This window comes from Subtercola sp. Z020, assembly GCF_002931235.1.
Classification (GTDB): domain Bacteria; phylum Actinomycetota; class Actinomycetes; order Actinomycetales; family Microbacteriaceae; genus Subtercola.
This window is the reverse complement of sequence record NZ_PSTT01000067.1, coordinates 41,103-67,985: the sequence shown is the minus strand read 5'-3', so window position 1 is coordinate 67,985 and position 26,883 is coordinate 41,103. Positions and strand designations below refer to the sequence as shown.

The 26,883-nt window shown below is 68.9% G+C and carries 26 protein-coding genes; 12 read left to right on the top strand and 14 right to left on the bottom strand.

Annotated elements, in window-relative coordinates; all coding sequences use genetic code 11:
- Positions 1-1,205: winged helix-turn-helix domain-containing protein (locus C5B96_RS08740; protein WP_104244954.1), on the bottom strand; the 1,205-nt coding region annotated here is incomplete at its 3' end.
- Positions 1,206-1,344: 139 nt separating this feature from the next.
- Between C5B96_RS08740 and C5B96_RS08735 the strand changes: the two genes are divergently transcribed.
- Both C5B96_RS08735 and ilvA read left to right on the top strand, forming a co-directional pair.
- Positions 1,345-2,568, top strand: coding sequence for an AI-2E family transporter (locus tag C5B96_RS08735; protein ID WP_104244952.1), 1,224 nt, complete (start codon positions 1,345-1,347; stop codon positions 2,566-2,568).
- Positions 2,561-3,820 carry a threonine ammonia-lyase gene (gene ilvA, locus C5B96_RS08730; RefSeq protein ID WP_104244950.1) on the top strand — a complete coding sequence of 420 codons (1,260 nt, stop codon included), beginning with the start codon at positions 2,561-2,563 and terminating at the stop codon, positions 3,818-3,820. Before C5B96_RS08735 ends, ilvA begins: the two co-directional genes overlap by 8 nt.
- A gap of 251 nt (positions 3,821-4,071) precedes the next feature.
- On the opposite strand, the gene greA is transcribed toward ilvA, so the two are convergent.
- Both greA and C5B96_RS08720 read right to left on the bottom strand, forming a co-directional pair.
- Positions 4,072-4,560 (bottom strand): transcription elongation factor GreA, encoded by a 489-nt coding sequence (gene greA / locus C5B96_RS08725; protein ID WP_104244948.1) that lies wholly within the window; start codon positions 4,558-4,560, stop codon positions 4,072-4,074.
- 28 nt (positions 4,561-4,588) lie between these two features.
- The gene (locus tag C5B96_RS08720) at positions 4,589-5,065 is read right to left on the bottom strand and encodes a DUF4307 domain-containing protein (RefSeq protein ID WP_104244946.1); all 477 of its coding nucleotides are present in this window, start codon (positions 5,063-5,065) and stop codon (positions 4,589-4,591) included.
- A gap of 132 nt (positions 5,066-5,197) precedes the next feature.
- Between C5B96_RS08720 and mca the strand changes: the two genes are divergently transcribed.
- A complete protein-coding gene (gene mca, locus C5B96_RS08715; protein ID WP_104244944.1) occupies positions 5,198-6,076 on the top strand; it encodes a mycothiol conjugate amidase Mca in 879 nt (292 codons plus the stop codon).
- Positions 6,061-6,399 (top strand): hypothetical protein, encoded by a 339-nt coding sequence (locus C5B96_RS08710; protein ID WP_233189096.1) that lies wholly within the window; start codon positions 6,061-6,063, stop codon positions 6,397-6,399. Before mca ends, C5B96_RS08710 begins: the two co-directional genes overlap by 16 nt.
- A 46-nt stretch (positions 6,400-6,445) precedes the next feature.
- On the opposite strand, the gene C5B96_RS08705 is transcribed toward C5B96_RS08710, so the two are convergent.
- Positions 6,446-7,180, bottom strand: a complete 735-nt coding sequence (locus C5B96_RS08705; RefSeq protein ID WP_104244942.1) for a hemolysin III family protein — start codon at positions 7,178-7,180, stop codon at positions 6,446-6,448.
- A 70-nt stretch (positions 7,181-7,250) separates the two neighbouring features.
- Between C5B96_RS08705 and C5B96_RS08700 the strand changes: the two genes are divergently transcribed.
- The 4 genes from C5B96_RS08700 (at position 7,251) to C5B96_RS08685 (ending at position 10,793) form a co-directional block, all read left to right on the top strand.
- Positions 7,251-8,036, top strand: coding sequence for an isoprenyl transferase (locus C5B96_RS08700; RefSeq protein ID WP_104244940.1), 786 nt, complete (start codon positions 7,251-7,253; stop codon positions 8,034-8,036).
- Between the two features lie 71 nt (positions 8,037-8,107).
- Positions 8,108-8,536 carry a hypothetical protein gene (locus tag C5B96_RS08695; RefSeq protein WP_104244938.1) on the top strand — a complete coding sequence of 143 codons (429 nt, stop codon included), beginning with the start codon at positions 8,108-8,110 and terminating at the stop codon, positions 8,534-8,536.
- Between the two features lie 202 nt (positions 8,537-8,738).
- Positions 8,739-10,079, top strand: coding sequence for a PhoH family protein (locus C5B96_RS08690; protein ID WP_233189095.1), 1,341 nt, complete (start codon positions 8,739-8,741; stop codon positions 10,077-10,079).
- A 111-nt stretch (positions 10,080-10,190) separates the two neighbouring features.
- The gene (locus C5B96_RS08685) at positions 10,191-10,793 is read left to right on the top strand and encodes a prepilin peptidase (RefSeq protein WP_104244936.1); all 603 of its coding nucleotides are present in this window, start codon (positions 10,191-10,193) and stop codon (positions 10,791-10,793) included.
- 131 nt (positions 10,794-10,924) lie between these two features.
- On the opposite strand, the gene C5B96_RS08680 is transcribed toward C5B96_RS08685, so the two are convergent.
- From C5B96_RS08680 to xseA, 7 genes are all read right to left on the bottom strand, one after another.
- A complete protein-coding gene (locus C5B96_RS08680) occupies positions 10,925-12,781 on the bottom strand; it encodes a collagen binding domain-containing protein (protein ID WP_158507148.1) in 1,857 nt (618 codons plus the stop codon).
- A 584-nt stretch (positions 12,782-13,365) separates the two neighbouring features.
- Positions 13,366-14,703 (bottom strand): FAD-binding protein, encoded by a 1,338-nt coding sequence (locus C5B96_RS08675; RefSeq protein WP_104244932.1) that lies wholly within the window; start codon positions 14,701-14,703, stop codon positions 13,366-13,368.
- 45 nt (positions 14,704-14,748) lie between these two features.
- Entirely contained in the window at positions 14,749-16,167 is a 1,419-nt protein-coding gene (locus C5B96_RS08670; protein WP_104244962.1) for an aspartate ammonia-lyase, read from the bottom strand.
- 131 nt (positions 16,168-16,298) lie between these two features.
- On the bottom strand, positions 16,299-16,961 hold the full coding sequence (locus tag C5B96_RS08665) for a carbonic anhydrase (RefSeq protein ID WP_199176602.1): 663 nt from the start codon (positions 16,959-16,961) through the stop codon (positions 16,299-16,301).
- On the bottom strand, positions 16,958-17,617 hold the full coding sequence (locus C5B96_RS08660; protein ID WP_104244930.1) for a DUF4245 domain-containing protein: 660 nt from the start codon (positions 17,615-17,617) through the stop codon (positions 16,958-16,960). The genes C5B96_RS08665 and C5B96_RS08660 overlap by 4 nt, the downstream gene beginning before the upstream one ends.
- 3 nt (positions 17,618-17,620) lie before the next feature.
- A complete protein-coding gene (locus C5B96_RS08655) occupies positions 17,621-17,896 on the bottom strand; it encodes an exodeoxyribonuclease VII small subunit (RefSeq protein WP_104244928.1) in 276 nt (91 codons plus the stop codon).
- Positions 17,897-17,906: 10 nt separating this feature from the next.
- The gene (gene xseA / locus C5B96_RS08650) at positions 17,907-19,214 is read right to left on the bottom strand and encodes an exodeoxyribonuclease VII large subunit (RefSeq protein ID WP_233189094.1); all 1,308 of its coding nucleotides are present in this window, start codon (positions 19,212-19,214) and stop codon (positions 17,907-17,909) included.
- A gap of 57 nt (positions 19,215-19,271) precedes the next feature.
- Between xseA and C5B96_RS08645 the strand changes: the two genes are divergently transcribed.
- Genes C5B96_RS08645 through C5B96_RS08635 form a run of 3 tightly spaced genes read left to right on the top strand, consistent with a single transcriptional unit; the run spans position 19,272 to position 22,696 of the window.
- Entirely contained in the window at positions 19,272-20,303 is a 1,032-nt protein-coding gene (locus tag C5B96_RS08645) for a 4-hydroxy-3-methylbut-2-enyl diphosphate reductase (RefSeq protein ID WP_104244958.1), read from the top strand.
- 60 nt (positions 20,304-20,363) lie between these two features.
- Entirely contained in the window at positions 20,364-21,134 is a 771-nt protein-coding gene (locus C5B96_RS08640; protein ID WP_104244924.1) for an ABC transporter ATP-binding protein, read from the top strand.
- The gene (locus tag C5B96_RS08635; RefSeq protein ID WP_104244922.1) at positions 21,116-22,696 is read left to right on the top strand and encodes a transporter; all 1,581 of its coding nucleotides are present in this window, start codon (positions 21,116-21,118) and stop codon (positions 22,694-22,696) included. The genes C5B96_RS08640 and C5B96_RS08635 overlap by 19 nt, the downstream gene beginning before the upstream one ends.
- On the opposite strand, the gene C5B96_RS08630 is transcribed toward C5B96_RS08635, so the two are convergent.
- Complete coding sequence (locus C5B96_RS08630; RefSeq protein ID WP_104244920.1) at positions 22,693-23,301, bottom strand: DUF6264 family protein; 609 nt, start codon at positions 23,299-23,301, stop codon at positions 22,693-22,695. The two genes, C5B96_RS08635 and C5B96_RS08630, sit on opposite strands and share 4 nt — an antisense overlap.
- Positions 23,302-23,309: 8 nt before the next feature.
- A complete protein-coding gene (gene fbaA, locus C5B96_RS08625) occupies positions 23,310-24,362 on the bottom strand; it encodes a class II fructose-bisphosphate aldolase (RefSeq protein ID WP_104244918.1) in 1,053 nt (350 codons plus the stop codon).
- Between the two features lie 124 nt (positions 24,363-24,486).
- On the opposite strand from fbaA, the gene glpX reads away from it, so the two are divergent.
- Positions 24,487-25,473 (top strand): class II fructose-bisphosphatase, encoded by a 987-nt coding sequence (gene glpX, locus C5B96_RS08620; protein ID WP_104244916.1) that lies wholly within the window; start codon positions 24,487-24,489, stop codon positions 25,471-25,473.
- A gap of 21 nt (positions 25,474-25,494) precedes the next feature.
- Here the strand turns inward: glpX and C5B96_RS08615 are convergent, their stop codons facing one another.
- Entirely contained in the window at positions 25,495-26,841 is a 1,347-nt protein-coding gene (locus C5B96_RS08615) for a DNA recombination protein RmuC (RefSeq protein WP_104244914.1), read from the bottom strand.
- Positions 26,842-26,883 lie beyond the last annotated feature (42 nt).

Sequence of the window (26,883 nt, the reverse complement as noted above, 5' to 3'; positions counted from 1 at the left end):
GTCAAGGCGGGGGCGAGGGCGACCCCGTCGAGGCCCTGCCACGCGGCGGTGGTGCGCAGCACCACGGCGAGGCGCGCCGCGATCGTGGGGTGGTCGGCGGGGGGGACCCACGGCTCGATCCACGCGGACTGCACGCGCAGCACGCCGGCCTGGCGGTCGCTCTTCAGGTCGACCCGGCCCACCACGCGGTCCCCGATCAGCACGGGCAGCACGTAGTAGCCGAAGATGCGCTTCGGCGCCGGGGTGTAGATCTCGATGCGGTAATGGAAGTCGAAGAGCCGCTCGGCCCGCTCCCGCCGCCAGACGACCGGATCGAACGGTGAGAGCACGGCCGCGACATCCATTCGCCGCGGCAACCGCGCGTCGCGGTGCAGCCACGCGGGGCGGTTCCAGCCCTCGACGGCGACCGGCAGCAGCTCGCCCGACTCTTCGAGGGCCTGCACGGCGGGCAGGGCGTCCACCGTCTTCAGGCGGAAGTAGTCGGCGATGTCGCCGAGCGTTCCGACACCGAGGGCGCGCGCCGACTGCGAGACGAGCTCCCGCACGGCTTCGGCCCGCGGCACCGACGCATCGAGGACGGAGGCGGGCAGCACCTGCTCGGGCAGCGCGTACAGCCGCTCGAACCGAACGCGCCCCGCCGACACAACGTCGCCCCAGCGGAACAGCGTCTCGAGCCCGATCTTCACATCGCTCCAGCCCCACCACGGGCCGTTCCGCCGGTTGCTCTCGTGCTCGATCGCGCTGGCCGGCAGAGGGCCCTTCTCGGCGAGCTCGCTCTTCAGCCAGTCGATCATCTGCGGGTTCGCCTGCGCCCACGAATCAGCCCCGGAGAGCGAGCGGGCGCGGTAGTCGTCCATGCGCCAGCGCAGCAGCGGCAGGGTCGTCACCGGGATGAACGACGCCACGTGCGCCCAGTACTCGGTCATGCGCGGGCCGTAGGTCAGCCGATCGAGCTCAGACTTTGGGTAGGCACCGAGCCGCGCGAACACGGGCAGGTAGTGGCTGCGCTCGAAGACGTTCACCGAGTCGATCTGCAGCAGCGCGATCTTCGACACGAGGCCCGTCAGCTGGCGGAGCCCCGGCTGCCGCCCCGCTTCGAGGCCCGGGGGAGTGGATGCCGCCGCCGCGGCCGGGCGCGCCGCACCGAACCCCTGGGCGGCCAGCGCCACCCGGCGCGCCAGCGCCGCAGACATCGAATCGACCATCCACCGACCCTAGCGCCGACCCCCGACACCGGGGCAGGAGGGCGGCTCCTCTCCTCCCCAACAGCACCCCTCACCCGACCTCTCCACAAGGGGGGCCAACCGGCGTTCCGCGCAGCCCCCGCGCTCCTAGAATGGGGCAATGTCAGGCACCGATCCGTCCTTCAGCCACCCGCGCCGCCGCCCGGGCTTCCTCGCTCGCCGCCGCGCCGCGCTCGACGCCCGGTACGAGGTCGCCGAGTCGGCCGCGTCGGTGACCGAGGCCACGTCGACGGTGGCCGCGGCATCCGGTTCCGTGCCCCCGGGCATGCAGATCGCGGGAGCATGGGCATGGCGGCTGCTGGTGATCATCGGCGCCCTGGCGGCGTTGCTCTTCGTGCTCTCACAGTTCTCGCTCGTGATCATCCCGCTGCTGCTCGCGGTGGTGCTGAGCGCCCTGCTGGTGCCGTTCAAGAACTTTCTGATCAGGCACCACTGGCCGAAGTGGCTGGCGATCGTGGTGTCGATTCTGAGCGTCTTCCTCGTCATCGGCGGGCTCGTCTTCCTCGTCACGACGCAGGTCTCGTCGGGCTACGACAATCTGAAGGCGCAGAGCCTGCAGTCGTACGACATGCTGCGCGACTGGCTGAAGACCGGGCCGCTGCAACTCAGTGACGACCAGATCAGCGGGTACATCGGGCAGGCCTTCCAGGCCATCCAGAACGACAGTTCAGCCCTCGTCAGCGGCGCCCTCAGCCTCGGTTCGACCCTCACCCACGTGCTGACCGGGGTGCTGCTCGTGCTGTTCTCGACGCTGTTCATCCTGATCGACGGCCAGGGCATCTGGAATTGGGTCGTGCGCGTCTTCCCGAAGCGCGCCCGCGCGGGCGTCGACGGGGCCGGCAAAGCGGGCTGGCACACGCTGCAGAGCTTCGTGAAGGTGCAGATCCTGGTGGCGTTCGTGGATGCCGTGGGCATCGGTCTGGGGGCGTTCCTGCTCGGCGTTCCGCTCGCCGTGCCCATCGCCGTACTGGTCTTCCTCGGCTCGTTCATCCCCGTCGTCGGAGCGGTGCTCACCGGTGCAGTCGCCATCTTCATCGCCCTCGTCTACAACGGCTGGGTGATCGCGCTGGTGATGCTGGGCGTGGTGCTGCTGGTGCAGCAGATCGAAGGTCACGTGCTGCAGCCGCTTGTCATGGGAACGGCCGTGAAGGTGCATCCCCTGGCAGTCGTGCTCGCCGTAGCCGGGGGAAGTATCATCGCTGGTATCCCGGGCGCATTCTTCGCTGTGCCGTTCATCGCGACCCTGAACGTGATGGTCAAGTACATAGCGAGTGGCGCGTGGCATGCGAAACCCGATCCGAAAGAGCAGATACCCAATGCTTGAGACCCCCGCACCCCCGCTCACGCGCTCCGCTGTTCCGACGCTCGCCGACATCGAGGCCGCGCGTGCCGTGGTCTCCAACGTCGCCCAGACCACTCCGCTCGAGACCTCCCGTTACCTCGCAGAAGTGCTCGGGTCGGAGGTGCTGCTGAAGCTCGAGAACCTGCAGCGCACCGGCTCGTACAAGATCCGGGGTGCGTACTACCGGATGTCGCGGCTCAGCCCCGAAGAGCGGGCGCGCGGCGTCGTGGCGGCCTCGGCCGGCAACCACGCCCAGGGTGTCGCGTTCGCCGCCCGTGAGCTCGGCATCAAGGCCACCATCTTCATGCCCCTCGGCGTCGCTCTGCCGAAGCTGCAGGCGACCCGCGACTACGGGGCCGACGTTCTGCTGCGCGGCCACACCGTCGAGGAGCCGCTCGCCGCCGCCGCCGAGTACGCCGCCAGTACGGGAGCGGTGCTGATCCCGCCGTTCGACCATCCCGACGTCATCGTGGGCCAGGGCACGCTGGGCCTCGAGATCTACGACCAGGCACCCCCGTTCGACACGATCATCGTTCCGATCGGCGGCGGCGGTCTCATCTCGGGCGTGGCCAGCGCGGTCAAGCAGCGGGCGGCGGCCGAGGGCCGCACCATCCGGGTGATCGGTGTGCAGGCCGCGAACGCGGCGGCCTATCCGCCGTCGCTCGCCGTGGGGGAGGCAACCGTCATCCGCACGTCGGCGACGATCGCCGACGGGATCAACGTGGCGAAGCCTGGCCTGCTGAACTTCGAGATCATCCGCGAACTCGTCGACGAGATCGTCACCGTGACCGAGGCCGACATCGCACGAGCCATCCTCGTGCTGCTCGAACGGGCGAAGCTCGTGGTGGAGCCGGCCGGGGCCGTCGGGGTCGCGGCGATCCTGTCGGGCCAGCTGTCGAACCTCGGCACGACCGTGACGGTGCTCTCGGGCGGGAACATCGACCCGTTGCTGATGCAGCGTGTGATCAGCAACGGTCTCGCGGCATCCGACCGGTACCTGAAACTGAAGATCATGCTGCCCGATCGCCCGGGGCAGCTCGCCCGCACGGCAGAGATCGTGGCCGAGGCGAACGCGAACGTCATCGAGGTGCTGCACACCCGGCACGGTCGAGGGCTGCAGCTCAGCGAGGTCGAGCTGGAGCTGAGCGTCGAGACGCGCGGGCCCGAGCACCGGGCCGAGGTGGTGGCAAAGCTCCGCGACGCCGGCTACGACGCCCGCCTCGTACTCGACTGACCCGCCGGCCCGACGCTAAGCCTCGCCAGCGCGGCGGCGCCCCAACCGGCGAGCTCGCGACCCGTGTGCCTGCCCGCCCCGCCAGCCCGCCCACGCCCACGCCCACGCACTCGCGGAATTGAGTGGGCAGTTCGGGCCCCAAAATCCGCGGTTTAGGGCCCAAACTGCCCACTCGATTGCGGCGCGGCGCGCGCGCCAGCCGGGGGACAGGTGGTCGGCCGGGTCGGGCGGGGCAGGCCGGGTCAGGCGGGTCAGCCGGTGTAGTTCTCCACGTTGGTCACCGTGACGGTGATGGCGCGGCCGTTGGGCGCCTCGTAGGTGGTCGAGTCGCCGACCGCGAGGCCCAGGATGGCCGTGCCGAGCGGGCTCTTCTCCGAGTACACGTCGAGGTCGCTGGCCCCCGCGATCTCGCGGCTGCCGAGCAGGAACACACTCTCGTCGCCGGCGATGACGGCCGTGATCACCGTTCCGGGCACCACGACACCGTGGCTCTCGGGCGCCTCGCTCACCTGAGCGGTCTTCAACAGGTTCGTGAGGAAGCGGATGCGCGCCTCCTGCTTGCCCTGCTCGTCTTTGGCGGCGTGGTAGCCGCTGTTCTCCTTGAGGTCGCCCTCTTCGCGCGCCGCCTGGATCTTGTCGGTGATCTCCTGGCGGCCCGTCGTGCTGGCGTATTCGAGTTCGTTCGCCAGACGGTCGTACGCCTCCTGGGTCAGCCAGCTGACTTCTGCTTCTTCGGCCATGCGAACTCCTTAGCTCAAAGACGTGATTTTACGTGAGCCAACAACTGTAGATCAAACCGGTGACCGCGGGTTCCGTGGTCAGCACGGTCGTCGTGATCTCCTGGTCGCGCACCGGCGCGGCCGGAATGTCGACCACCTTCCAGCCGACCACCGCGTGCTGCTCGTTCTGCGCCTGCACCGCGCAGGCGGTGGCGACTCCGCGATCGACGGAGACATCGAACGTCACGTCGACCCGCGTATTGCTGATGACGACGTGCCCCTTGTCCTGAGCATCCACTGTGGATCGTGAGCCGTCGAGCCCGGCCCAGATGACCCACGAGCCGATCACGAGCACCACCGCCCCGCCGAACACGGCCGCGATCAGACGCCCGCGACCGCGCGACGCCGCCGTGTTGCCGTAGCGTTCGCCGCGAACAGTGGATGCCGGTGCCACCGTCGACGAGGGCGCCGTCGACTCCGAGGCGGTCGCGAACGGGCCGTCTTCGCTCAGCTCGTCTTCGCTCACGGGCGGTCAGCTCTCTTCTGTCGAACGATTAGTCTGGACGAGTCGGTTTTCACCGGCAGATCCGGCAGATCTCGCCCTGCGTACAGGGTAGTTCGCTTACCTGAGGAGTTGAGACACCTGGCACTCCGTCTCATGGCCGTGCACGCCCACCCCGACGACGAGTCGAGCAAGGGTGCGGCGACGTACGCCTACTACGTGAACCGCGGCGCCGACGTGATGATCGTCAGCTGCACCGGGGGCGAGCGTGGCGACGTACTGAACGAGAGCCTGGCCCTGCGTGCCTGGGCCGAGCGCGACATGCCGGGGCTCCGCCGCGTCGAGATGGCCGCGGCGCAGGCCGCCGTCGGTTTCGATCACCGCTGGCTGGGCTACGCCGACTCCGGCCTGCCCGAGAACGACGAGCCCCTTCCGGCGAACGCGTTCGCCGCGATCCCCGCCGAGATCAGCGTGCGGCCGCTTGTGCACCTCATCCGGCAGCAGAAGCCGCAGGTGCTGCTCACCTACGACGAAAAGGGCGGCTACCCGCACCCCGACCACATCCGCTGCCACGACATCTCCGTGCTCGCGTACGAGCTGGCTGCGGATGCGTCGTACGCGCCCGAACTCGGCCCCGCCTGGCAGGTCTCGAAGCTCTACTACGACCGCATCTTCAGCTACCAGCGCATGCAGTCGATCTACAAGCTCGTCGTCGAGACCGACCCCGAGAGCCCGCTCATCCAGTCGTTCACCGAGATGAAGCGGTGGATGACCGAGAGCCCGTATCTCGCAACGACCCAGATCCCGGCCGGGGAGTTCTTCGAGGCGCGCGACCGGGCGTTGCTCGCGCACGCCTCGCAGGTGTCGCCCGACAGTTCGTTCTTCTTCTGGCCGAACGAGCTCCAGCGCACGGCGTGGCCGTTCGAGGACTACCAGTTGATCGACTCCAAGGTGCCGTTGCCCGAGACCGTCGAGGGCAGCTACGAGAGCGACTTCTTCACCGGCATCGAGGATGACGGATGGTCGTCGAAGTGAGCGTCATCGTCGCCGCTTCGTCGGGCATCCACACCGCCCTCGGAACCGCCCTCGGCTGGCTCGCCGAGGTGACCCCCGACCCCACGCCGACGTCGACCGACCCGGCGTTCAACCCCGACACAGTGACGCCCGGAACGATCGGCTTCATCGTCACCCTGGGCGTGATGGTGCTGGCCGTGCTGCTGATCATCGACATGACGCGTCGGGTTCGTCGCGTGAACATGCGGGCGCAGGTCACGGAGAAACTGGATGCCGAAGAGGCCGCACGCGCCGCTGCCGATCGCGGCCCGGGCGCCGGGCGCGGGCAGCTGCCCCGCTCCTGACCGATCAGCCGTTGCCGGTCAGGCGTAGCAGGTCAGCAGTTGCCGATCAGCCGTTGAACGGCGGGTTCAGCGCGATGAGCAGGATGCCCGTCCAGTGGCAGGCGAACGCGACGAGAGTCAGCGCGTGGAAGATCTCGTGGAACCCGAACACCCCGGGCACCGGGTTCGGCCGCTTCAGCCCGTACACGACCGCGCCGACCGTGTAGGCGAGGCCGCCGACGAGCACGAGCGTCATCGTCACCGCGTTGGCTGCGAAGATGTCGCCGATGAAGAGCAGCGCGGCACCGCCCATCAGCACATACAGTGGAACGTAGAGCCAGCGGGGCGCATCGAGCCAGAACACGCGGAACCCGATCCCGAGCACCGCCGCCACCCACACCGCGATCAGAACGGCCGTGCCCTTGCCGGGCGGCAGCGCGAGAACGGCGATCGGCGTGTAGGTGCCCGCGATCAGCAGGAAGATGTTCGCGTGGTCGATGCGTTTGAGCAGCCGCTTGACCGTCGGCTTCCAGTTGAAACGGTGATAGAGCGCCGAGTTGCCGAACAGCAGCAGTGAGGTGATGGCGAAGACGGTGCTCGCCGCCTTCGCAGCCGCGCCGTCGGCGAGTACCACCAGAACGATGCCGGCCGCGATCGCGAGCGGGAAGGTGCCCGCGTGGATCCAGCCCCGCCAGGTGGGCTTGACCTCGTCGGCGGGCGTCACCGCCGCGTCGTCGAGGAGTGGCAGATGGGGCAGCGGTGCACCGTCGTCGGTGAGGGACGAATCGGGCTGAACGGGCATGAGCCCACACTACTGGGGGCGCGCCCGGCGTCCGCTGGGAGTTTCGGCACGCGGAGGGTAGCGTTACCTCGTGCGAAAACGGCAGGAGACCCCGGGGCGAGGCCTGCTCTACGGGCTCTACCAGAAGCGCCTCCGCCGGGAGCTCGACGAGGGCAATCTGCCGCACCACGTCGCGATGATCATCGACGGCAACCGCCGGTGGGCGAAGCAGAATCTGCTCGAGACCGCCGCCCACGGACACCGCGCGGGTGCCGTGAAGGTGCGCGAGTTCCTGGAGTGGTGCGACGACCTCGGCATCAAAGTCGCGACCCTCTATCTGCTCTCGACCGACAACCTCTCGAGCCGCAGCGAAGCCGAACTCTCCGAACTCATCGAGATCATCGCCCAATTGGCAGAAGAGCTCTCGAACTACCGTGACTGGCGCATCAAACACGTCGGCAGCAACGAGGGACTTCCCGAACGGTTGGTGGATGCCCTGTCCGACGCCGAGCGGCGCACCGCCGGGCATCCGGGCCTCCACGTCAACCTCGCGGTCGGCTACGGCGGTCGCAGTGAGATCGCGGATGCCGTGCAGTCCATCATCCGGAGCCACCAGAACGCTGGGCACACACTCGCCGAGCTCGCCGCCAACCTCGACGAGGAGCTGATCGGTGCGCACCTCTACACGGGTGGGCAGCCCGACCCCGATCTGGTCATCCGCACCTCGGGGGAGCAGCGACTGAGCGACTTCATGCTCTGGCAGAGTGCGCACAGTGAGTTCTACTTCATGGAGGCGCTGGGGCCTGACATTCGCCAGGTCGACTTCTTGCGGGCGTTGCGCGACTTCTCGCGGCGCCACCGGCGCTTCGGAGGCTGACTCGCGCTTCGGGCTGACTCGCGGTTCGGGGGCTGACTAGGCTGGGCTTCACCACGAGCGAGGGAGAACGCATGAAAGGCAAGATTCTGCTGGGGATCGGGTTGGCCGTCGGTTATGTCGCCGGTTCTGCTGCCGGTCGCAGGCGCTACGAACAGATCAAGTCGAAGGCCGAAGCCGCCTGGAACCAGCCCCAGGTGCAGAAGGCCGTGCACAACGCCGAGAACTTCGTCGCCGAGAAGGCCCCGATCGTGCAGGAGAAGCTGGCCGACGCGGCCAAGGCGGCTCCCGGCGTGATCAAGGATGCCGCGGCCAAGGTGCGCGGCACGGCAGACGACGTGGCCGACAAGGCCGAGGATGTCGCGGGCGACGTCGCCGACAAGACCGAAGAGTTGGCCGGCAAGGCTGCCGACAAGGCGGACGAGCTGTCTGACAAGGCCGCCGCCAAGGCGGACGACGTGGCCGACGACGTGAAGGCGAAGACGTCGTCTTCTTCGTCGTAACACAACGTTAATGTCCGGGAGGGTGTGTCGATTCGTGTCGGCACACCCTCCCGGCTTATGTTGATCGCATCAGGTATGGCACCTGATCGAAGCGGCCACATAAGTACGTTTCGATACCAATTCCAGGTCTTGAAAGAGACTCGGGGGCCGCTTCGCCGGAAGAGATCCGGGCGAGTAAAAGCCGCCCGGGGTTGGAGTACTTGTGCCCGATCAGAAACTCGAGAAGTCCGAGATCCGCAGCCAGAAGACGGCCGAGCGCACGTATGTGCTCGACACGTCGGTACTGCTGAGCGACCCGAAGGCGATCTTCCGGTTCGCCGAGCATCCGGTGGTGCTCCCGGTCGTGGTCATCTCCGAACTCGAATCCAAGCGGAACGACCCGGAGATCGGCTACTTCGCCCGCCAGGCCCTCCGCAACCTCGACGAGCTGCGGGTGCTGCACGAGCGACTCGACTTCCCGATCGCGGTCGGCGACGCCGGCGGCAGCCTCCGCGTCGAGCTGAACCACTCGAACATGTCGGTGTTGCCGTCGGGCCTGCAGCTGCAGGACAACGACTCGCGCATCCTCGCCGTCGCCCTCAACCTCTCGAACGACGGCCTCGACGTGACGGTCGTGTCGAAGGACCTGCCGCTCCGCGTCAAGGCCGCCTCGATCGGGCTGGCGGCCGAGGAGTACCGCGCCGAGCTGGCCGTCGACTCCGGATGGACGGGCATCGACAGCATCACGCTCAGCGCGTCGGAGATGTCGAAGCTCTGGGACCACGACGGCATGGAGACCCCGCTGGTGTCGAACATGCCGATCAACACGGGCCTCGTCATCCATTCGGATCGTGGATCGGCGCTCGGGCGAGTGAACGGCAAGCAGTCCTTCCAGCTGGTGCGTGGTGACCGCGACGTCTTCGGGCTGCACGGGCGCTCAGCCGAGCAGCGCGTAGCGATCGACATGCTGCTCGACCCCGAGGTCGGCATCATCTCGCTCGGGGGTCGAGCCGGTACGGGGAAGTCCGCTCTGGCCCTCTGCGCCGGGCTCGAAGCGGTGCTCGAGAAGCAGCAGCACAAGAAGATCATGGTGTTCCGGCCGCTGTACGCGGTGGGCGGCCAGGAGCTCGGCTTTCTGCCGGGCGACGCCAGCGAGAAGATGAACCCGTGGGCGCAGGCCGTGTTCGACACGCTCGGTTCGCTCGTGTCGCAGAACGTGCTCGACGAGGTGGTGGAGCGGGGCATTCTCGAGGTGCTGCCGCTCACCCACATCCGCGGTCGCTCGCTGCACGACGCATTCGTGATCGTCGACGAGGCGCAGTCTCTCGAACGGAACGTTCTGCTGACCGTTCTCTCACGCATCGGCCAGAACTCGCGCGTGGTGCTGACGCACGATGTCGCGCAGCGCGACAACCTGCGCGTCGGCCGCCACGACGGTGTCGCCTCGGTGATCGAGACGCTGAAGGGGCATCCGCTGTTCGGTCACATCACGCTGACGCGCTCGGAGCGCTCGGCGATCGCGGCGCTGGTGACCGAGATGCTGGAGTCGAACGAGCTGACGTAGGGGGGGTGGCCAGGCCGGCCGGGGCCAGATCTCCGGGGGCCGTCACTTCGGGGCCGGGTGGCCTGTGGATAACGTCCACGGGCACCCGGCCCTTTCCTCTACGGTCTCCGGATGCACGTCGATCTCCACCTCGTTCTCTTCCCCTTGTTCGCGCGTCTGTTCGCGCCACTGCTCGCCACGCTCCCTGCCGCAGCGGCGCCTGTGCGGCTGAGCGCATCCGACCCGCCATCCCTGTGGCCCACCGTGCTGGTGCTCGTGCCGGTGATGTACGTGGCGGTCGCCACTCCGTTCCTCGTCGTCTTCGACGTGCGCCACCGTCGTCTGCCCAACCTCATCGTGCTCCCCGGCATCGGTGTCGTCGCCGTGTGCGCGGCGGCCGCGGCGCTTCTGGCGCACACCGACGCTGCAGGCACCGCGCTCGTGGCGGGCGTGACCCTTCTGGTGTTCGCGACGTTCCGCGTGGCCGGCGCCCTCGCCTCGGGCGATGTCAAGCTGGCCGTGCTCCTCGCGGCGGCGCTGGCGCCCCTCGCCTCGGCGTCGCTCGCGCTCTATGCGCTCGCCGGCAGCACCGCAGCGCTCACTGCGGGCCTCGTCGCCGTGCTGCTGCTCGCCCGCGCCCGCCACCACGGCGCTCGCGGCATCCCCCTCGGCCCCTTCCTGCTGCTCGGCTTCTGGGCCGCGGTGGTCGCCGCCCTCCTCCTCCCGCCGCCCTGATACTCGCCCGGAGAGCACAGGCAGGGAAGATTGCCGTGACGGAACCCCGGATCGAGGTTCCGCACAAGCCGAACGCCCGCCCGCGCTCCCTTTCGGGAGTAGCTGGGCGGGCGCCTGACGACACGCGGTCTCTAGAACTGTTTCAAAGCCACCACGCGGATGTCCGTAATTTTCCCAGAGGTGAGTGTGATGACTCGTGTGCCCTCAGGGGTGTCCTGTCCCCACACCTGGTCGGGGTAACCACCGGCCTGCGGGTGCACCTGAATCGAGTACTGGCCTGCGGGGAGTCCGCTGATGCTCAGGCGCCCCTGAGCATCCGTCGCGCCGTACCGGGCCTGAACCGCGCTGAACGGGTCGTCGAGCGGATACAGGATGTAGTCGCTCTTGATCGGCAAGCCGGTGTCCTGGGCGATGATGACCCCGGTCAGAACCGACTCAGCCGGCAGGGCCGCCCTCAGACCGCTGAACGAGACACCGTCTTTCAGTGTGAACGTGCGGGCGGAACCAGAGGTCGTCCCGCCGATCCACGTAGAGGCGAGACCCGAATCACCCGGAGCCTTGACGAAGACCTTGTACGTTCCCTCCCGGAGGCCCCTGAGGGCGAAGGTACCGTCTGAACCGGTCTCGACCGAGCCGAAGAATCCCCCGTTGTCGGTACTCGTTGAATACAGCTGTACGCTTGCGCCGGCGACGGGCTGGCCTGTGCTGGCGTCGGTGATCACACCCGATAGAGCGGCTGCCGGCGTCATCACGAACGAGATTCCGCTGACCGCTCGCCCGACCACGACAGTGACGCGGGCCGGAGCCGACTTCGACCCGACTGCGTAAGCCTGGGTCCCGTAGATGTCCGACGGGTAGGCGAAGGCGGTGGCCGAGAGGGTGTAGGAACCGGCTGGCAGATTGCCGATGCTGAAGGTTCCGTCGGCAGCCACAGAGCTGTAACCGCGTCCCTTCGCCGAGGATGCGTAGACCTCGAAGGTGGTGCCGGATGCTGCGGGCGGGCCAGCAAGAGTCAGTGTGCCTGAGATGGAACCGACGCCCGAGTATGTGAAGTCCTTCGTTGTCTGGCGGCCGGAAGAAACGGTCAGAGCGCTGGATCCGCTGTACTGATTGCCTCCTCCGAGGAAGGCGCTCTGCCCGGTCGCGTCATCGTAGAACTCCAGCGTGTACAGGCCGGGGATGACGTCACCGAAGGCGTACTTTCCATCCACGATGTCCGCGAAGCCAAGTGGTTCCGTCGACTCGCCGGTGTCGCTCGGCCAGAGTGTGACGTTTCCGCTCGCGATCGGCCGGAATGGTGCAACAGAGGAGTGCACGGTTCCGGCAATGGAACCGAAAGCAGCGACGCTGCCTGCGAGCACCCCGATGCGGGTGGCAGGGGTGGCGCCCGGGTAGGAGCCAGTGACCGAGACGGTTACCCGCTTGCCGGCATCCGCTGGCGCGAGCTGGTAGCTGTTGCTCGTTGCTCCGGCGACGACCTTGCCCCCGACCGACCACTGGTAGGTGAAAGTGACCGGTGAGGGAGACCATGTTCCGGTGGTGGCGTACAGGGTGTTGCCGACCAGGGCCTGCCCGAGAATCGACACGGCGTTCGCCTTCACGACCGAGGCTCCCGTCTGAACGGCGCCTGTTGGAACGCTGGTGCGCTCCAGTCGCTCGTATCCGGGCTTTGTCGAGTAGACCGTGAAGGTGATCCTCTTGCCCTCCTCGGCGGCGGTGAGCACGAGGGTGCTGGAATAATCGGCTCGATCGATCCTCGCCCCGTCGGCGCTCCAGTAGCTGCCGTTGGCACCGTCGATGCTGGGCGACCACTGACCGATAGTGGCCGTGAGGGTGAGCCCGACGCGGGCGGTGCCCGAAACCGTGGGTACCGGCGCTGCGGTGAAGGTGTAGGGGCCGGGGTCGGCGGCCGGGGCCGCTTGGGCGGAGGGCGCGGGTGCTGACGTAGGCGCGGCCGCCGGAGTGGATGTGGATGCCGGTGCTGGCACGGGTGCTGGAGTCGACGTGGGTGCTGGTTTGGCCGTGGGTGCAATAGTGGCACTGGGCTTGGGGGAGGCTGTCGGAGCTGGAACGGGGGCGGGAGTCGGCGCGGACGTTGCGCTCGGAGCGGGGGTGGGCGTTGAGCTCGGCGCGGGCGTGGCGCTCGCGCTCGACCTCGTGCCGGAGCTCGGAGCGTCAGAGGCGGAGGCCGCGCTTGCCGAGACCAGGGAGCCGCCCGCGAGCAGAGAGCCGGCCATCACCACGGCGGCCACGCGCCCGGTGAGTTGGCGTCTCCGTCGTCTGCTTCTCGGGCTCGATGGCACGCGATTGTCGATATTCTTCATGTTCCGTTTCCCCCAGTGCTGGCCTCTTAGGCTCGTCTCCTACCCTCCCAGCCCACACGCAGGCCGTCAAGCCAAGCCCCTCGAGATCCGATGCCTTCGGTGACGCGACGTGCCTCAGGAAACCGCCGAGACCATCCGCCGCGGATGCGGGTCCGGATCGGCTGAAGAGTGTCCTGTCGGCCGTCGTCGGTCGCCATGGGTACCGGCCCAGACGCAGGACAGGCTCCCCGGGGGCGCGACCGGGCGGGTCAGGCGCCGAAGAGGGTGGCGCGCAGGAAGGGGTTGCGGAAGGTGCCGGTGGGGTCGACGCGGTCGGCGAGGCGCACGAAGTCGGGGAGGCGGTCGTAGAGGGGGGCGAGCGCGGCGGCGTCGGTGGCGAAGACCTTGCCCCAGTGCGGGCGGGCGCCGAACGGTGCGAGGGCGCGTTCGAGGTCGGGGAGGAGCGCCTCGACGTCGGGCTGCTGCGGCTTCCAGGTGAAGTGCAGGGCGACGGAGTCCCGGCCAGAGGCGGTGCTCAGCCAGAACGGGTCTGCCGCGATGGTGCGGATCTCGGAGACGAAGAGGAGCGGCGCGATCCGGTGCCCGAGCGCACGCAGGGCGTCGATGGCGGCGAGGGCGTGCTCGCGCGGGATGAGGTACTCCGACTGCAGTTCGTCTCCCTTCGAGGGGGTGAAGTCGAGCCGGAAGTGCGGCAGTCGGTCGATCCAGGCCCCGGGAACGCCGAGCTGGTCGGTGCAGGCGTCGGCCGCGACATCCGGAAGCGGATGCAGCGGCACGCTCGACGGCCGCGCGCCGAAGAAGTCGCCGACAGCATCAGCACCGGCACCGGCGTCGGCAGAGCCGGCATCAGCACTCGCACCTCCGGCAGAGCCGGCATCCGCACCCGCCCCCGCACCGAGCGCCGCATGGCGCCCGACGCGCTGCTTCAGCCAGACCTGGTCGACCGCGTCGTTCACCCAGTTCGTGAACAGGCTGACGCTGTAGGCCGCCGAGGTGATCTCGTCGAAGTGGTCGTCGAGGGCGCTCCACGGCAGGTGCTCGAACACCGACACCGCCACGTCGAAGGTCGGCTCGATGTCGAGCGTCAGCGCGGTGATGATGCCGAGCGCACCGAGCCCGACGACGTAGCCGTCGAAGTCGGCGTCGCCGCGCGAGACCTCGATGAGCGACCCGTCGGCCTGCACCACCGTCAGCGACCGCACCGAGGTGGCGAGGTTGCCGTTGCGGTCACCCGAACCGTGGGTGGCCGTCGCGGTGGCCCCGGCGACCGAAATGTGCGGTAGCGAAGCGAGGTTCGCGAGGGCGAAGCCGTGCTGCTGCAGGTGCGCTCCCAGTTCGCCGTACCGCACGCCCGCCCCGACCCGCACCGACATCGACGCCGAGTCGATCTCGATCGGGGAGTCGAGCCGGTCGAGCGAGATCAGGGTTCCGGATGTCGCGGCGATCGTGTTGAAGGAGTGCCGTGAGCCGAGCGCCCGAACACTCGTCGCGCGGCCCACCACCTCTTGCAGCTCGTCGAGCGTGCGGGGTCGCTGCAGAGAGGACTCCCCGTAGGCGACGTTCCCCGACCAGTTCTTCTCACTCACAGCTGCTCCTTCGAATTCTCGTGCGACGCCGGGCGCCCGGCCCGGCTACGCCTTCGGCTGCGGGGGCCGCGTCATCGACAGCACGTCGAGCGCGGTGTCGAGCTGCTCGAGGGTGACCTCGCCGCGCTCGACGAAGCCGAGGTCGATGACCGCTTCGCGCACCGTCAGGCCCTTGGCCACGGAGTGCTTCGCGATCTTCGCCGCCGCCTCGTACCCGATGATGCGGTTCAGAGGCGTGACGATCGACGGCGACGACTCGGCCAGCGCACGAGCGCGCTCGAGGTTCGCCTCGAGGCCCGCGACCGTCTTGTCGGCCAGCAGCACCGACGACGTCGAGAGCAGCCGGATCGACTCCAGCAGCGCGGTGCCCATCACCGGGATGGCCACGTTCAGCTCGAACGCTCCCGACGCACCCGACCAGGCGATTGTCGCGTCGTTGCCGATGACCCGCGAGCAGACCTGCAGAACGGCCTCCGGGATGACCGGGTTGACCTTGCCGGGCATGATCGACGAGCCCGGCTGCAGGTCGGGGATGTGCAGCTCGCCGAGCCCGGTGTTCGGGCCGGAGCCCATCCAGCGCAGGTCGTTGCAGATCTTCGTGAGGCTCACGGCGAGCACGCGGAGGGCTCCGGATGCCTCCACCAGCGAGTCGCGGGCACCCTGCGCCTCGAAGTGGTCGCGCGCCTCGGTGATCGGCAGCTCGGTCTCGTCGGCGAGCAGCTGGATCACCAGCTGCGGGAAGCCGGCGGGCGTGTTGATGCCGGTGCCGACGGCAGTGCCGCCGAGCGGTACCTCGGCCACGTGCTTCAGCGTGCCCTCGACGCGCTCGATGCCGAGCCGCACCTGCGACGCGTAGCCACCGAACTCCTGGCCGAGGGTGACGGGGGTCGCATCCATCAGGTGGGTGCGACCGGACTTCACGGCGGTCGCCCAGAGGGTGGCCTTCTCTTCGAGAGCCTCGGCGAGGTGCGAGAGGGACGGCACCAGGTCGTAAATGAGCGCGGCGGTGACCGCGACGTGCACGGAGGTCGGGAAGACGTCGTTCGAGGACTGCGACGCGTTGACGTGATCGTTCGGGTGCACCTTCGAGCCGAGACGCTCGGAGGCCAGGGAGGCGAGCACCTCGTTCATGTTCATGTTCGTCGACGTGCCGCTGCCGGTCTGGTAGATGTCGATCGGGAACTGGTCACCGTGCACACCGGAGACGACCTCGTCGGCGGCCGACGCGATGGCGTTCGCGATGGACTCGTCGAGCACCCCGAGGCGGGCGTTGGCGAGGGCGGCCGCCTTCTTGATGCGGGCGAGCGCCGCGATCTGCGCGGGCTCGAGCACGTCACCCGAGACCGGGAAGTTCTCGACGGCCCGCTGGGTCTGTGCGCCGTACAGGGCGGTTGCGGGAACCCGCACCTCGCCCATGGTGTCGTGCTCGATGCGGTATTCGGTGTCGGATGAGTTCTCCACCACTTCGTGGTCTTCCTTTCGATAGATCGCGTCGCCGGTCGGCAGCGCGGGATTCGTCGCGGGTTGCGGCACGTGCAGAGCAGTTCGTGGCACGCAGGTCGCAGAACGATGGACAGTGCGGTCGGGCAGTGGGGTCAGACGGTGCCGATGACGACGTCGGGCTCGGCCCGGCCCTCTGAGAGCCGGTAGTTCGCCCCGACGATGGCGAGGCGGCCGTCGGCGATCGCCTCGGCGATCATCTCCGACGACTGCAGCAGCTCGGCGATGGTGTCTTCGAGGTGGTACTTGCCCACCTGGTGGGCGTCGACAGAGCCGATGTCGCTCGCCTCGCCGGCGCGCGCCGCCTCGGCCACCACGCGCTGCACGGCGGGAACGATGGGCGCGATCAGGTTGGCGATGTGGGGCGGGAGGGGCTGGGCATCCGGAGCCTCGGAATCGATCGCGGCCCGCACGGCCCCGCACTCGTCGTGCCCGAGCACCACGATCAGCTGCACGCCGAGCACACCGACGGCGTACTCGAGGCTGCCGACGACCGACTCGGAGATGACCTGGCCGGCGTTCCGCACGACGAAGAGGTCGCCGAGGCCCTGGTCGAAGATGATCTCGGCGGCGAGCCTCGAGTCGCTGCAGCCGAAGAGGGCGGTGCTCGGTGTCTGCAGGGCGGCGAGCCGGTGGCGCACGTCGACATCCTGGCGGGGATGCTGGGGCTCGCCCGCGACGAAGCGTTCGTTGCCCGCCTGCAGCTCGGCCCAGGTCTGCGCGGGAGTCGGAGTGGGGCTGGTGTCGGTTGTGCTCACGGTGCGGCGGCTCCTGTGGCGGATTGGGCGGTGACGTTGGTGCTGATCGAAGAGGCGACCTTCTCGAAGTCGGCGTCGTCGGCGGTGCCGAGGAGAACGTAGGTGCTCTCGCCGGATGTCGTGGTCAGGGCGTACTTCGCGTTGCCGACATCGGCGGAGGTCGTGCGGTTGTCGTAGACGGTCCACTGGATGCCGTCGACCGTGATCGTCGACGTCGCGGCCGTGTCGTGCACCTGGTCGGCCACCCAGCTCTCGTTCGCGTCGACGCCCTGCTGCAGCGCGACGAAGGTGTTCGACGGCGTCAGCAACCCGATGTACCAGTACGCGACCCCGTCGGAGCCCGAACGGATCTCTGCGGCGTTCGACGACCAGTCGTCGGGCAGGTCGGGCACGGCGACCGGCACCGGCAGGGAGGCCTGGGCGCTGGTGGCGACCGAGCGGTAGTCGATCGACTGCAGCTGCGACTCGTCGTTGCGGGGAACCAGCAGCACGATCACGATGACGACCGCGACGCAGACGATGAGCGAGAGCCAGAGGTTGTTGATGGTCTTGTTCGCGCGGTACTTGCGCGACTGCTCGGCCTTGCGGGCGGCCGTCTCTTCGAAGGTCTCGGGGCGACCGAGTTCGGCGACGACACGCGGCGGTTTCTGGGCCACGGGCTACTCCGCCTTCTGCGCGGGCGAACCCGCCCCAGCGCCCGGCGAACCCGCCGCAGGGCCCGGCGAACCCGCCGACGCCCGGGCGGCGTCGAGCCGCGTCTTCGCACCGATCAGCCACTCCTCGCAGCGCGCGGCCAGTGCCTCGCCCCGCTCCCAGAGCGCGAGCGACTGCTCGAGCGTGGCGGCGCCGCGTTCGAGCTCTGCGACGACGCGCACGAGTTCGTCGCGCGCCTCTTCGTAGCTCAGCTCGCTCGTTTCGGCAGGGGTGGTCGGCATGCCCTCAATCCTATCCGCGAGCCGGGTCGGGCAGCTCGCCCTCGGAGCGGGCTGTGAGTGTTCCCTCGGCGAGGGTGATTGTGAGGGAGGAGTCGACAGGGGCATCCACCGGCCGCCGCACGATGCCGCCGTCGGGCGCCTGCACGATGGCATACCCGCGGTCGAGGGTGCTCTGCGGCGAGAGCGCCCGGAGCCGCCCGCGCAACTCCGTCGTGCTGCTGCCGGCCCGTTCGAGCACCCGGTGCAGCAGTTCGACCCCGCGCGCCACGTAGCGGGTGAGGTCTTCGGCCCGGGAGTCGACGATCCACGATGCCTGGGCGAGGGCGGGCCGCGACCGCACCTGTTCGACGCGGTCGATCTCGTGTCGCACGAACGCGGTGACCCTGAGCGAGAGCCGGGCGCGCAGCTGCTCGACCCGGTTCAGTTCTTCTGCGACATCCGGAACCACGCGCTTCGCCGCGTCGGTGGGGGTGGATGCCCGCAGGTCGGCGACCTCGTCGAGCAGCGGCCTGTCGGCCTCGTGCCCGATCGCCGACACGAGCGGTGTCTGGCACGCGGCGGCGGCCCGCAGCACGCTCTCGTCGCTGAAGCCCATCAGGTTCTGGAAGTCGCCGCCGCCGCGCGCCACGATGATCACGTCGACGTCGGGGTCGGCGTCGAGCCGGGCGATCGCCGCCGACACCTCGCGCGGCACCCTGTCGCCCTGCACGGCCGCGTGCACCACCCGGAACGAGACCGACGGCCAGCGCAACTGGGCGTTCCGCAGCACGTCCTTCTCGGCGTCGCTGTCTTTCCCGGTGATGAGGCCGATGCAGCCCGGCAGGAACGGCAGCGGCTTCTTGCGCGACGCGTCGAACAGCCCCTCCGACGCCAGCTGCGCCCGCAGGCGTTCGAGGCGTTCGAGCATGTCGCCGAGCCCGACGTGCCGCATGTCGAAGACCTGCATCGAGAGCGAACCGGCCTTCAGCCAGTAGTTCGGCTTCACCAGCGCGAGTACGCGGTCGCCCTGCTTCAGGTCGTCGGGGAGCCTGCCGCGCACAGACGACCAGACGGTGAAGCCCACCGTGGCGTCGTCGGTGAGATCGCGCAGCTTGCCGTAGACGTTGCCGCCGCTCACGCCCCACTGGGTGATCTCGCCCTCGACCCAGGCCGTGCCGAGCCGGTCGATGTAGGCCTTGATCTTGCTGGAGAAGACCGAGACCGGCCAGGGGTTCTCGAGGGTCGGCGGTGCTGAACCGGGCGGCCCGGCGGGCGCCTGTGCCTGACCATCGGCTGTGGAACCGGGCGCGCCGGGCGCAGAGTCGAACGCAACGGCCAAGCCCACACCTCCTGCACGTAGAATCATCAGGTGAGCAACGCAACCGTCAGTCTGCCGATGCCGAGAATCCCCGGCGTACGCAACAGGCTAAAGGATACCCCCGTCATCGGTGAGAAACGGGTACTGCTCGCGGCCCCGAGAGGCTACTGCGCCGGCGTCGACCGCGCTGTGGTGGCCGTCGAGAAGGCCCTCGAGCGGTACGGAGCGCCCGTCTACGTGCGCAAGCAGATCGTGCACAACGTGCACGTCGTCTCGACCCTCGAGAAGCAGGGCGCGATCTTCGTCGAGGAGGTCGACGAGGTGCCGAGCGGCGCCCACGTCGTCTTCAGCGCCCACGGCGTCTCGCCGGCGGTCGTGCAGGGTGCGGCCGACCGCGGCCTGCAGGCCATCGACGCCACCTGCCCGCTCGTGACGAAAGTGCACCGCGAGGCCGTGCGTTTCGCCCGCGACGACTTCGAGATCCTGCTGATCGGCCACGAGGGCCACGAAGAGGTCGAGGGCACGGCGGGTGAGGCACCCGAGCACACCACGCTCGTCGGGAGCCCCGACGAGGCCGACACGATCACGGTGCGCGACCCCGACCGCGTCGTGTGGCTCAGCCAGACCACGCTGAGCGTCGACGAGACCATGGAGACGGTTCGCCGCCTGCGGGCCCGCTTTCCGAACCTGCAGGATCCGCCGAGCGACGACATCTGCTACGCCACCCAGAACCGCCAGGTCGCGATCAAGAAGGTCGCGGCGGGCAGCGACCTCGTGATCGTGGTCGGCTCGGCGAACTCGTCGAACTCCGTGCGCCTCGTCGAGGTCGCGCTGGAGTACGGGGCGAAGGCCGCCTACCGCGTCGACTACGCGCACGAGGTCAAGCAGGAGTGGCTCGACGGTGTGAACACGGTCGGCGTCACGTCAGGGGCATCCGTTCCCGAAGTGCTCGTGCAGGAGCTGCTCGACGACCTCGCCGGCGCCGGGTACGGCGACATCGAGACCGTGCAGACGGCCGAAGAAGACCTGATCTTCTCGCTGCCCAAAGAGCTCCGCCAGAGTTCGACGGGTGCTCAGGATGCCCGGGCCCTCGGCGGTCGTCGAAGCTGAGCCGTGCATCCCCCTCTCGGGGCCTCCTTTACGATGGGTGGCAACGAGAAGGGGATCTCCATGACGTCTGACCACGCGGTCACCGCCCTCGAACTTCGGGGGCTCACCAAGCGATTCGGCGACAAAGTCGCTGTCGAAGCGCTCAGCCTCACCGTTCCGACCGGGTCGTTCTACGGCCTCGTCGGCCCGAACGGTGCCGGCAAGACGACGACGCTCTCGATGGCGACGGGCCTGTTGCAACCGGATGCCGGGCAGTCGTTCGTGCACGGCATCGACATGTGGCAGCGCCCGCTCGAAGCCAAGCAGCTCGTCGGCAACCTCTCCGACGGGGTCAAACTCTTCGACCGGCTCACCGGTGAGCAGCTCGTCACCTACAACGGACTGCTGTTCGGGATGTCGCGCGACACCGTCGCCGAGCGTGTCGCCGACCTGCTGAAGCTGCTCGACCTCGAGGGCGCCGCGGGAACGCTGGTCGTCGACTACTCCGCCGGCATGACGAAGAAGATCGCCCTGGCCTGCGCCCTGGTGCACGCGCCGAAGCTGCTCGTGCTCGATGAGCCGTTCGAGTCGGTGGATCCGGTCTCGGCGGCGAACATCCGCGACATGCTGACCGAGTACGTGGCCGGCGGTGGCACCGTCATCGTGTCGAGCCACGTGATGGACCTGGTGCAGCGCATGTGCGACCACGTCGCTGTCGTCTCAGCGGGCCGGGTGCTGGCATCCGGAACCGTCGACGAGGTGCGCGGCGAGTCGTCGCTCGAAGACCGCTTCGTCGAACTCGTCGGCGGCCGTCACCACGCAGAGGGGCCGGCATGGTTGCGACACTCCTGAAACTGCGTTTTCTCGTTCTGCGGAACTCCCTCCGCCGGAGCACCTGGCAGCTGGTCGCCACGATCATCGGGGCGCTCTACGGCCTGGTCGTGCTCGGCCTGGTCGTCGTGGGGCTCATCGCCCTCGCCTTCGCGCCGCAGGAGCTCGCGGCGACCATCATCGTGCTCGCGGGCTCGGGCGTGATCCTCGGCTGGATCGTCATTCCCCTGATCACGTCGGGCATCGACCAGACGCTCGACCCGGCGAGGCTCGCCCAGTTCCCCCTGCCCCTGTCGAAGCTGATGATCGGGCTGACGGTCGCCGGTGTGCTCGGCGTCGCCGGCATCATCACGTCGATCGCTGCGCTCGCGGCGGTCGCGACGTGGATCCGCTCGCCGCTCGCCGCCGTGGCCGCGATCGTCTGCGCCGCGCTCGCCGTGCTCACCTGCGTGGTCGGGTCGCGGATGGTGGCCGCGCTCAGCGTGAGCCTGCAGTCGCAGCGACGGTTCAGGGAGGTCAGCAGCATCCTGATCTTCATTCCGCTCATTCTGCTGGGGCCGATCATCGTCGGTCTCACGCAGAGCGTGCGCACGTCGGCCGACGCGCTGCCGGGCATCGCACGGAGCCTCAGCTGGACGCCGCTCGGCGCCGCGTGGAGCGTTCCCGCCGACCTCGCGGCGGGTGATGCGGCCGCAGCCGGTCTGAAGTTCGTCATCGCGCTCGTGACACTCGCCCTGCTGGTGCTGATCTGGCGCCGGAGCCTCGCCGCAGCGCTCGTCTCGCCGCACGCGGCCGCCTCGAAGCGCGTCGCCCGGGGCAAGATCGGCCTGTTCGGCATCTTCCCGGCGACCCCGGCCGGTGCCGTGGCCGCGCGGTGCCTGACGTACTGGCGCCGTGACCCGCGCTACGCCCGCCAGCTCATCATCGTGCCGCTCGTGCCCGTGCTGCTCTGGTTCTACTCGAACAACATGGGTTCGCTCACCCTGCTCACCTTCACCGGGCCGATCGTGGCGTTCCTGCTGGCGCTGGCCACGCTGGCCGACATCTCCTACGACGGCACGGCGTTCGCGACCCACGTCGCCGACGGGGTGCGGGGGAGGGATGACCGGCTGGGCCGCGTCGCAGCCCTCGCCGTGTTCGCCGTTCCGCTGGTGCTCGCGCTCACCGTCGCCAGTGTCGCGATCGCGAACGCCTGGCCGCACCTGCCCGTTCTACTCGGGCTCACGATCGGAGCCCTGCTCTCGGGCTTCGGGCTCACGAGCGTCTCGTCGGCCCGAATCATCATTCCGGTGCCGGCTGCCGGCGACAACCCGTTCAAGTCGGCACCGGGGGCCGGGTTCACCACGGCGCTCAGCTCGTTCGCGACGTGGGGCATCCTGATCGTGCTGGTGCTGCCCGAGATCGTGCTGGCGATCGTGGCGTTCCTCACCGGTTCGGTACTGATCGGCTGGATCACACTCGCTGTCGGCCTGGTGCTCGGCTCCGTGTTCGCCGTGCTGGGCATCAGGCTCGGCGGGCGGGTGCTCGACCGCTCCGCGCCCGTGGTGCTGAGCCGCTTGAAGGCGCTGCGGGGGGCCGCCTAGGGTCGCGGCGTCGAGGTGACGCTCTGCAGGAACCCGGGGTCGTTGAAGAACGCGAACGAGATCACGCCGATCCACACCGCGAAGGTCACGACCCCGAAGACGATCGGCACGAAGAACGCGAGCTTCTGGCGTTGCACCCGTCGCACGGAGATGACGATCGAGGCCAGGTTCAGGATGATCGTGGCGACACCGGCCACGAAGCCGGCCGTCTGCGTGCTGGGCGACGCGCTGAAGCCCTCGTAGCCCTGCATCGCCGCGGCCTGCCGCAGCACCGTCGTGAAGTCGAACAGGGCCGGCACCATGCTCGCCGAGAACAGGATGCTGAGGAACAGCAGCAGGCTCGTTGCGATGATGTCGCCCCGGTGCGGGGCCGACGGGCGGCCGAGCGCCCCGTTGCCGCCGGGCGCACCCGGGTACGGAGCCTCGCCACGCCCGTCACGACCCGCGCCGCTGCCCGGTGCGTCCCCGCCGTAGCCCGGCACCGGGCGCGCGGCCTGGTCGGGAACGGGTACGTCAGACCCCTCCGGCGGTGCCGGCGGCTTCCACTCCCACCCCTCGGGCGCGAGTTCGCCGTACTGCGGCTTCGGACGATCGTCTGACGGCACGCGCTGCCCTACTTGCCGGAGTGGCCGGCGGAGCCGAGCTGCTGGGTGGCCTCGACGACGCGCGCGGCCATGGCCGTCTCGGCGATCTTGCCCCAGGCGCGCGGGTCGTAGATCTTCTTGTTGCCGACCTCGCCGTCGACCTTCAGTACACCCTCGTAGTTGGTGAACATGGAGCCGGCGATCGAGCGGGTGAAGGCGTACTGGGTGTCGGTGTCGATGTTCATCTTGATCACGCCGTTCGCGACGGCCTCGGTGATCTCGGCGTCGCTCGAACCCGAACCGCCGTGGAACACCAGGTCGAACGGCTTGTGGTTGTCGCCGAGCACGGCGGCGTACTGCTCGTACACCCCGTCCTGGATCTCCTTCAGCAGCTCCGGGCGGAGCTTCACATTGCCGGGCTTGTACACGCCGTGCACGTTGCCGAAGGTCAGGGCGGCCATGTAGCGCCCGTTCTCGCCGAGGCCCAACGCCTCGACAGTGGCCAGGGCATCCGACACCGTCGTGTAGAGGTGCTCGTTGATGTCGTGGCTGACGCCGTCTTCCTCGCCGCCGACGACGCCGATCTCGACCTCGAGGATGGCATTGATCGCGCGCGTGCGCTTCAGGATGTCCTGCGCGATCTCGAGGTTCTTGTCGAGGGCGATGGCCGACCCGTCCCACATGTGGGACTGGAAGATCGGCTCGCGGCCGGCCTTGACCTCCGCCTCGCTCGCCTCGATCAGCGGCAGCACGAAGGTGGGGAGGGCGTTCTCGGGGCAGTGGTCGGTGTGCAGGGCCACGGTGACGGGGTAGTTCTTGGCGACCTCGTGCGCGAAGGCGGCGAAGGCGAGGGCTCCGGATGCCCGGGCGCTGCCCGAGGCGGCCTGGGCCTTCTGGCCGGCGAAGTAGTCGGCGCCGCCCGTCGTGACCTGGATGATGCCGTCGGAGCCCGCCTCGGAGAGACCCTGCAGAACGGCGTTCAGCGTCTGCGAGCTGGAGACGTTCACGGCCGGGTAGGCGAACCCCGTCGTCTTCGCTTTGTCGAGCATCTCTGCGTACTGATCAGGCGTTGCGATGGGCATGACTCTCCTTCGATGATGTGCGGGTTCCAGCATAGCGAGAGAGCACTCACCCGGGCTGGAGGGGTTGTCAGCACTACTCTGGGAGTGACCAGTGAAACTGCAGCCGAGCCGAGAAGGACCCATCGTGAGCACCGAAACACCTCCCCTCTACCTCGAACACCCCGACCGCAACCTCGCCCTCGAACTCGTCAGGGCGACGGAGGCTGCGGCCATCAGGGCCTGGCCGTTCATCGGCAAGGGCGACAAGCTCGCCGCCGACGGGGCTGCGGTTGATGCGATGCGCGCGCTGCTCGGAACGGTCAACTTCGACGGGGTCGTCGTGATCGGCGAGGGCGAGAAGGACAAGGCCCCGATGCTGTTCAACGGCGAGCACGTCGGGAACGGGCGCGGGCCGGCCTGCGACATCGCAGTCGACCCCATCGACGGAACGTCGCTCACGGCGGCCGGTCGGCCGAACGCCATCTCGGTCATGGCGGTCGCCGACCGCGGCACGATGCTCGACGCGTCGTCGGTGTTCTACATGGACAAGATCGTGACGGGGCCCGAGGGAATCGGGGTCGTCGACATCCGCCAGTCGATCGGTGACAACATCCGCGAGCTGGCGAAGGCGAAGAAGAAAGATGTCTCCGAGATGAAGATCGCGGTGCTCGACCGGCCCCGGCACGCGCAGCTGATCGAGGAGATCCGCGCAGCGGGCGCCGGAACGCGGCTGATGCTCGACGGCGATGTGGCCGGGGGCATCAACGCGGCGCGGTACGAGACGCGAACCGACATGTGCGTCGGCGTCGGCGGCAGCCCCGAGGGCATCGTGACGGCGTGTGCGATCAAGGCGCTCGGCGGGTTCATCCAGGGCATCCTGAAGCCGGGCAACGAGGCGGAGAAGCAGCGCGGGCTGGATGCGGGGCTCCTGATGGACCACGTCTACGAGGCGAACGACCTCGTGTCGAGCGACAACACGTTCTTCGTGGCGACCGGCGTGACCGACGGCGGGCTCGTGAAGGGCGTGCGTCGGAAGGGCCCGATCATCCGCACGGAGAGCCTCGTGCTGCGCTCGCACTCGGGCACCATCCGCCGCATTACGGCGGACCACATTGCGGCGAAGTGGCTCTAGCGAGCCACTTGGCGGCAGGGGTCAGATGAGGCGGTTGGGGTCGTCGATGCTCGCCAGGTCGTCGGTCAGGTCGAGCTCGGCGACCAGCTCGAAGGCCGTCACCGTGCGCGCCGTCTCCTCGATCGGCTCGAGCGTCTTCAGTACCACCGACTCGTCGAGCGCGTTCAGGCGCCGCGCGGTCGGGAACACCTGGCGCTCGAACGATCCGACGAACGCGTTGTAGTCCTTCACGCTCCGCTCGATGGTGCGGCCCAGCTTGTCGATGTGCGTCGCGGTCGTCGCCAACCGCGAGTACAGCTCCTTGCTGAGGTCGAAGAGCGTCTTCGCCTCGTGCGTCAGCACATCCTGCTGCCAGCTGAACGCGACCGTCTTCAGCAGCGACCAGAGCGTCACCGGTGACACCAGCGCCACCCGTTTCGAGAACGCGAAGTCCATGATGCCCGGGTCGGCCTCCATCGCCGTCGAGATCAGCGACTCGCTCGGAATGAACGCGACCACCAGCTCCGGCGACGCGTCGAGCCCGGCCCAGTAGCCCTTCGAACCGAGGGCGCTGATGTGGTCGCGCACCGCCTTCACGTGCGCACGCAGCAGCTCCTCGCGCCGCGCACCCTCCGCCCCCGACGCGGTGACCGCGATCGCGCTCGCCTCGAGGTACGCCGTGAACGGCACCTTCGCGTCGACCGCGATGTTCTTGCCGCCCGGCAGGTGCACCACCATGTCGGGCCGCCCGTGCCCGCGATCGCTCCGGATGCTGGACTGCACCTCGAAGTCGACGCGGTCGATCATGCCGGCCGCCTCCACCACGTTGCGGAGCTGCGTCTCGCCCCACACCCCACGGGTGCTGTTGGAGCGGAGCGCCGACGCCAGGGACTCCGCCGTCGCCCGCAGCCGCTCCTCGCCCTCCGTCGCCGACCGCAGCTGCTCGCTCAACTCGCCGTGCTGCTGGCGACGCTGCTCCTCGAGCTCGGTGACCTTCTGCTGGACCAGCCGCAGGCTCTCCTGCACCGGACTCAGCGCCACCAGCACGCGCCCGTCGCTCTCGAGCCGGCCGGCCTCGGCGCGCTGCACGTCGGCGAGGCGCTCCTGGAACTCGGCCAGGCGCCCCTCCTGCTGCCCGATCTGCTCGCGGTACTGGGCATCCTGCGCGCGCAGCTGCTGCCGCAGGGCGAGCGCCGTCGCCTCCGCCGATGCGGTGCGGCCCTGCAGCTCGAGCAGGGGGGCGAGCTCGCGGGTGCGCAGGGCGGCGTCGGCGTCGGCCCGGGCGGCGTTCTCGGCTGCCGAACGGCGGCCCCGCAGCATCCACCCCCCGAGCGCGCCGAGCACCAGCGCGAGGGCGATGCAGACGAGAAGGGTACCGAGTGATTCCATGGCGTCAGTGTCGCACCGGCCTCCGACATCGGCGCTGCACCG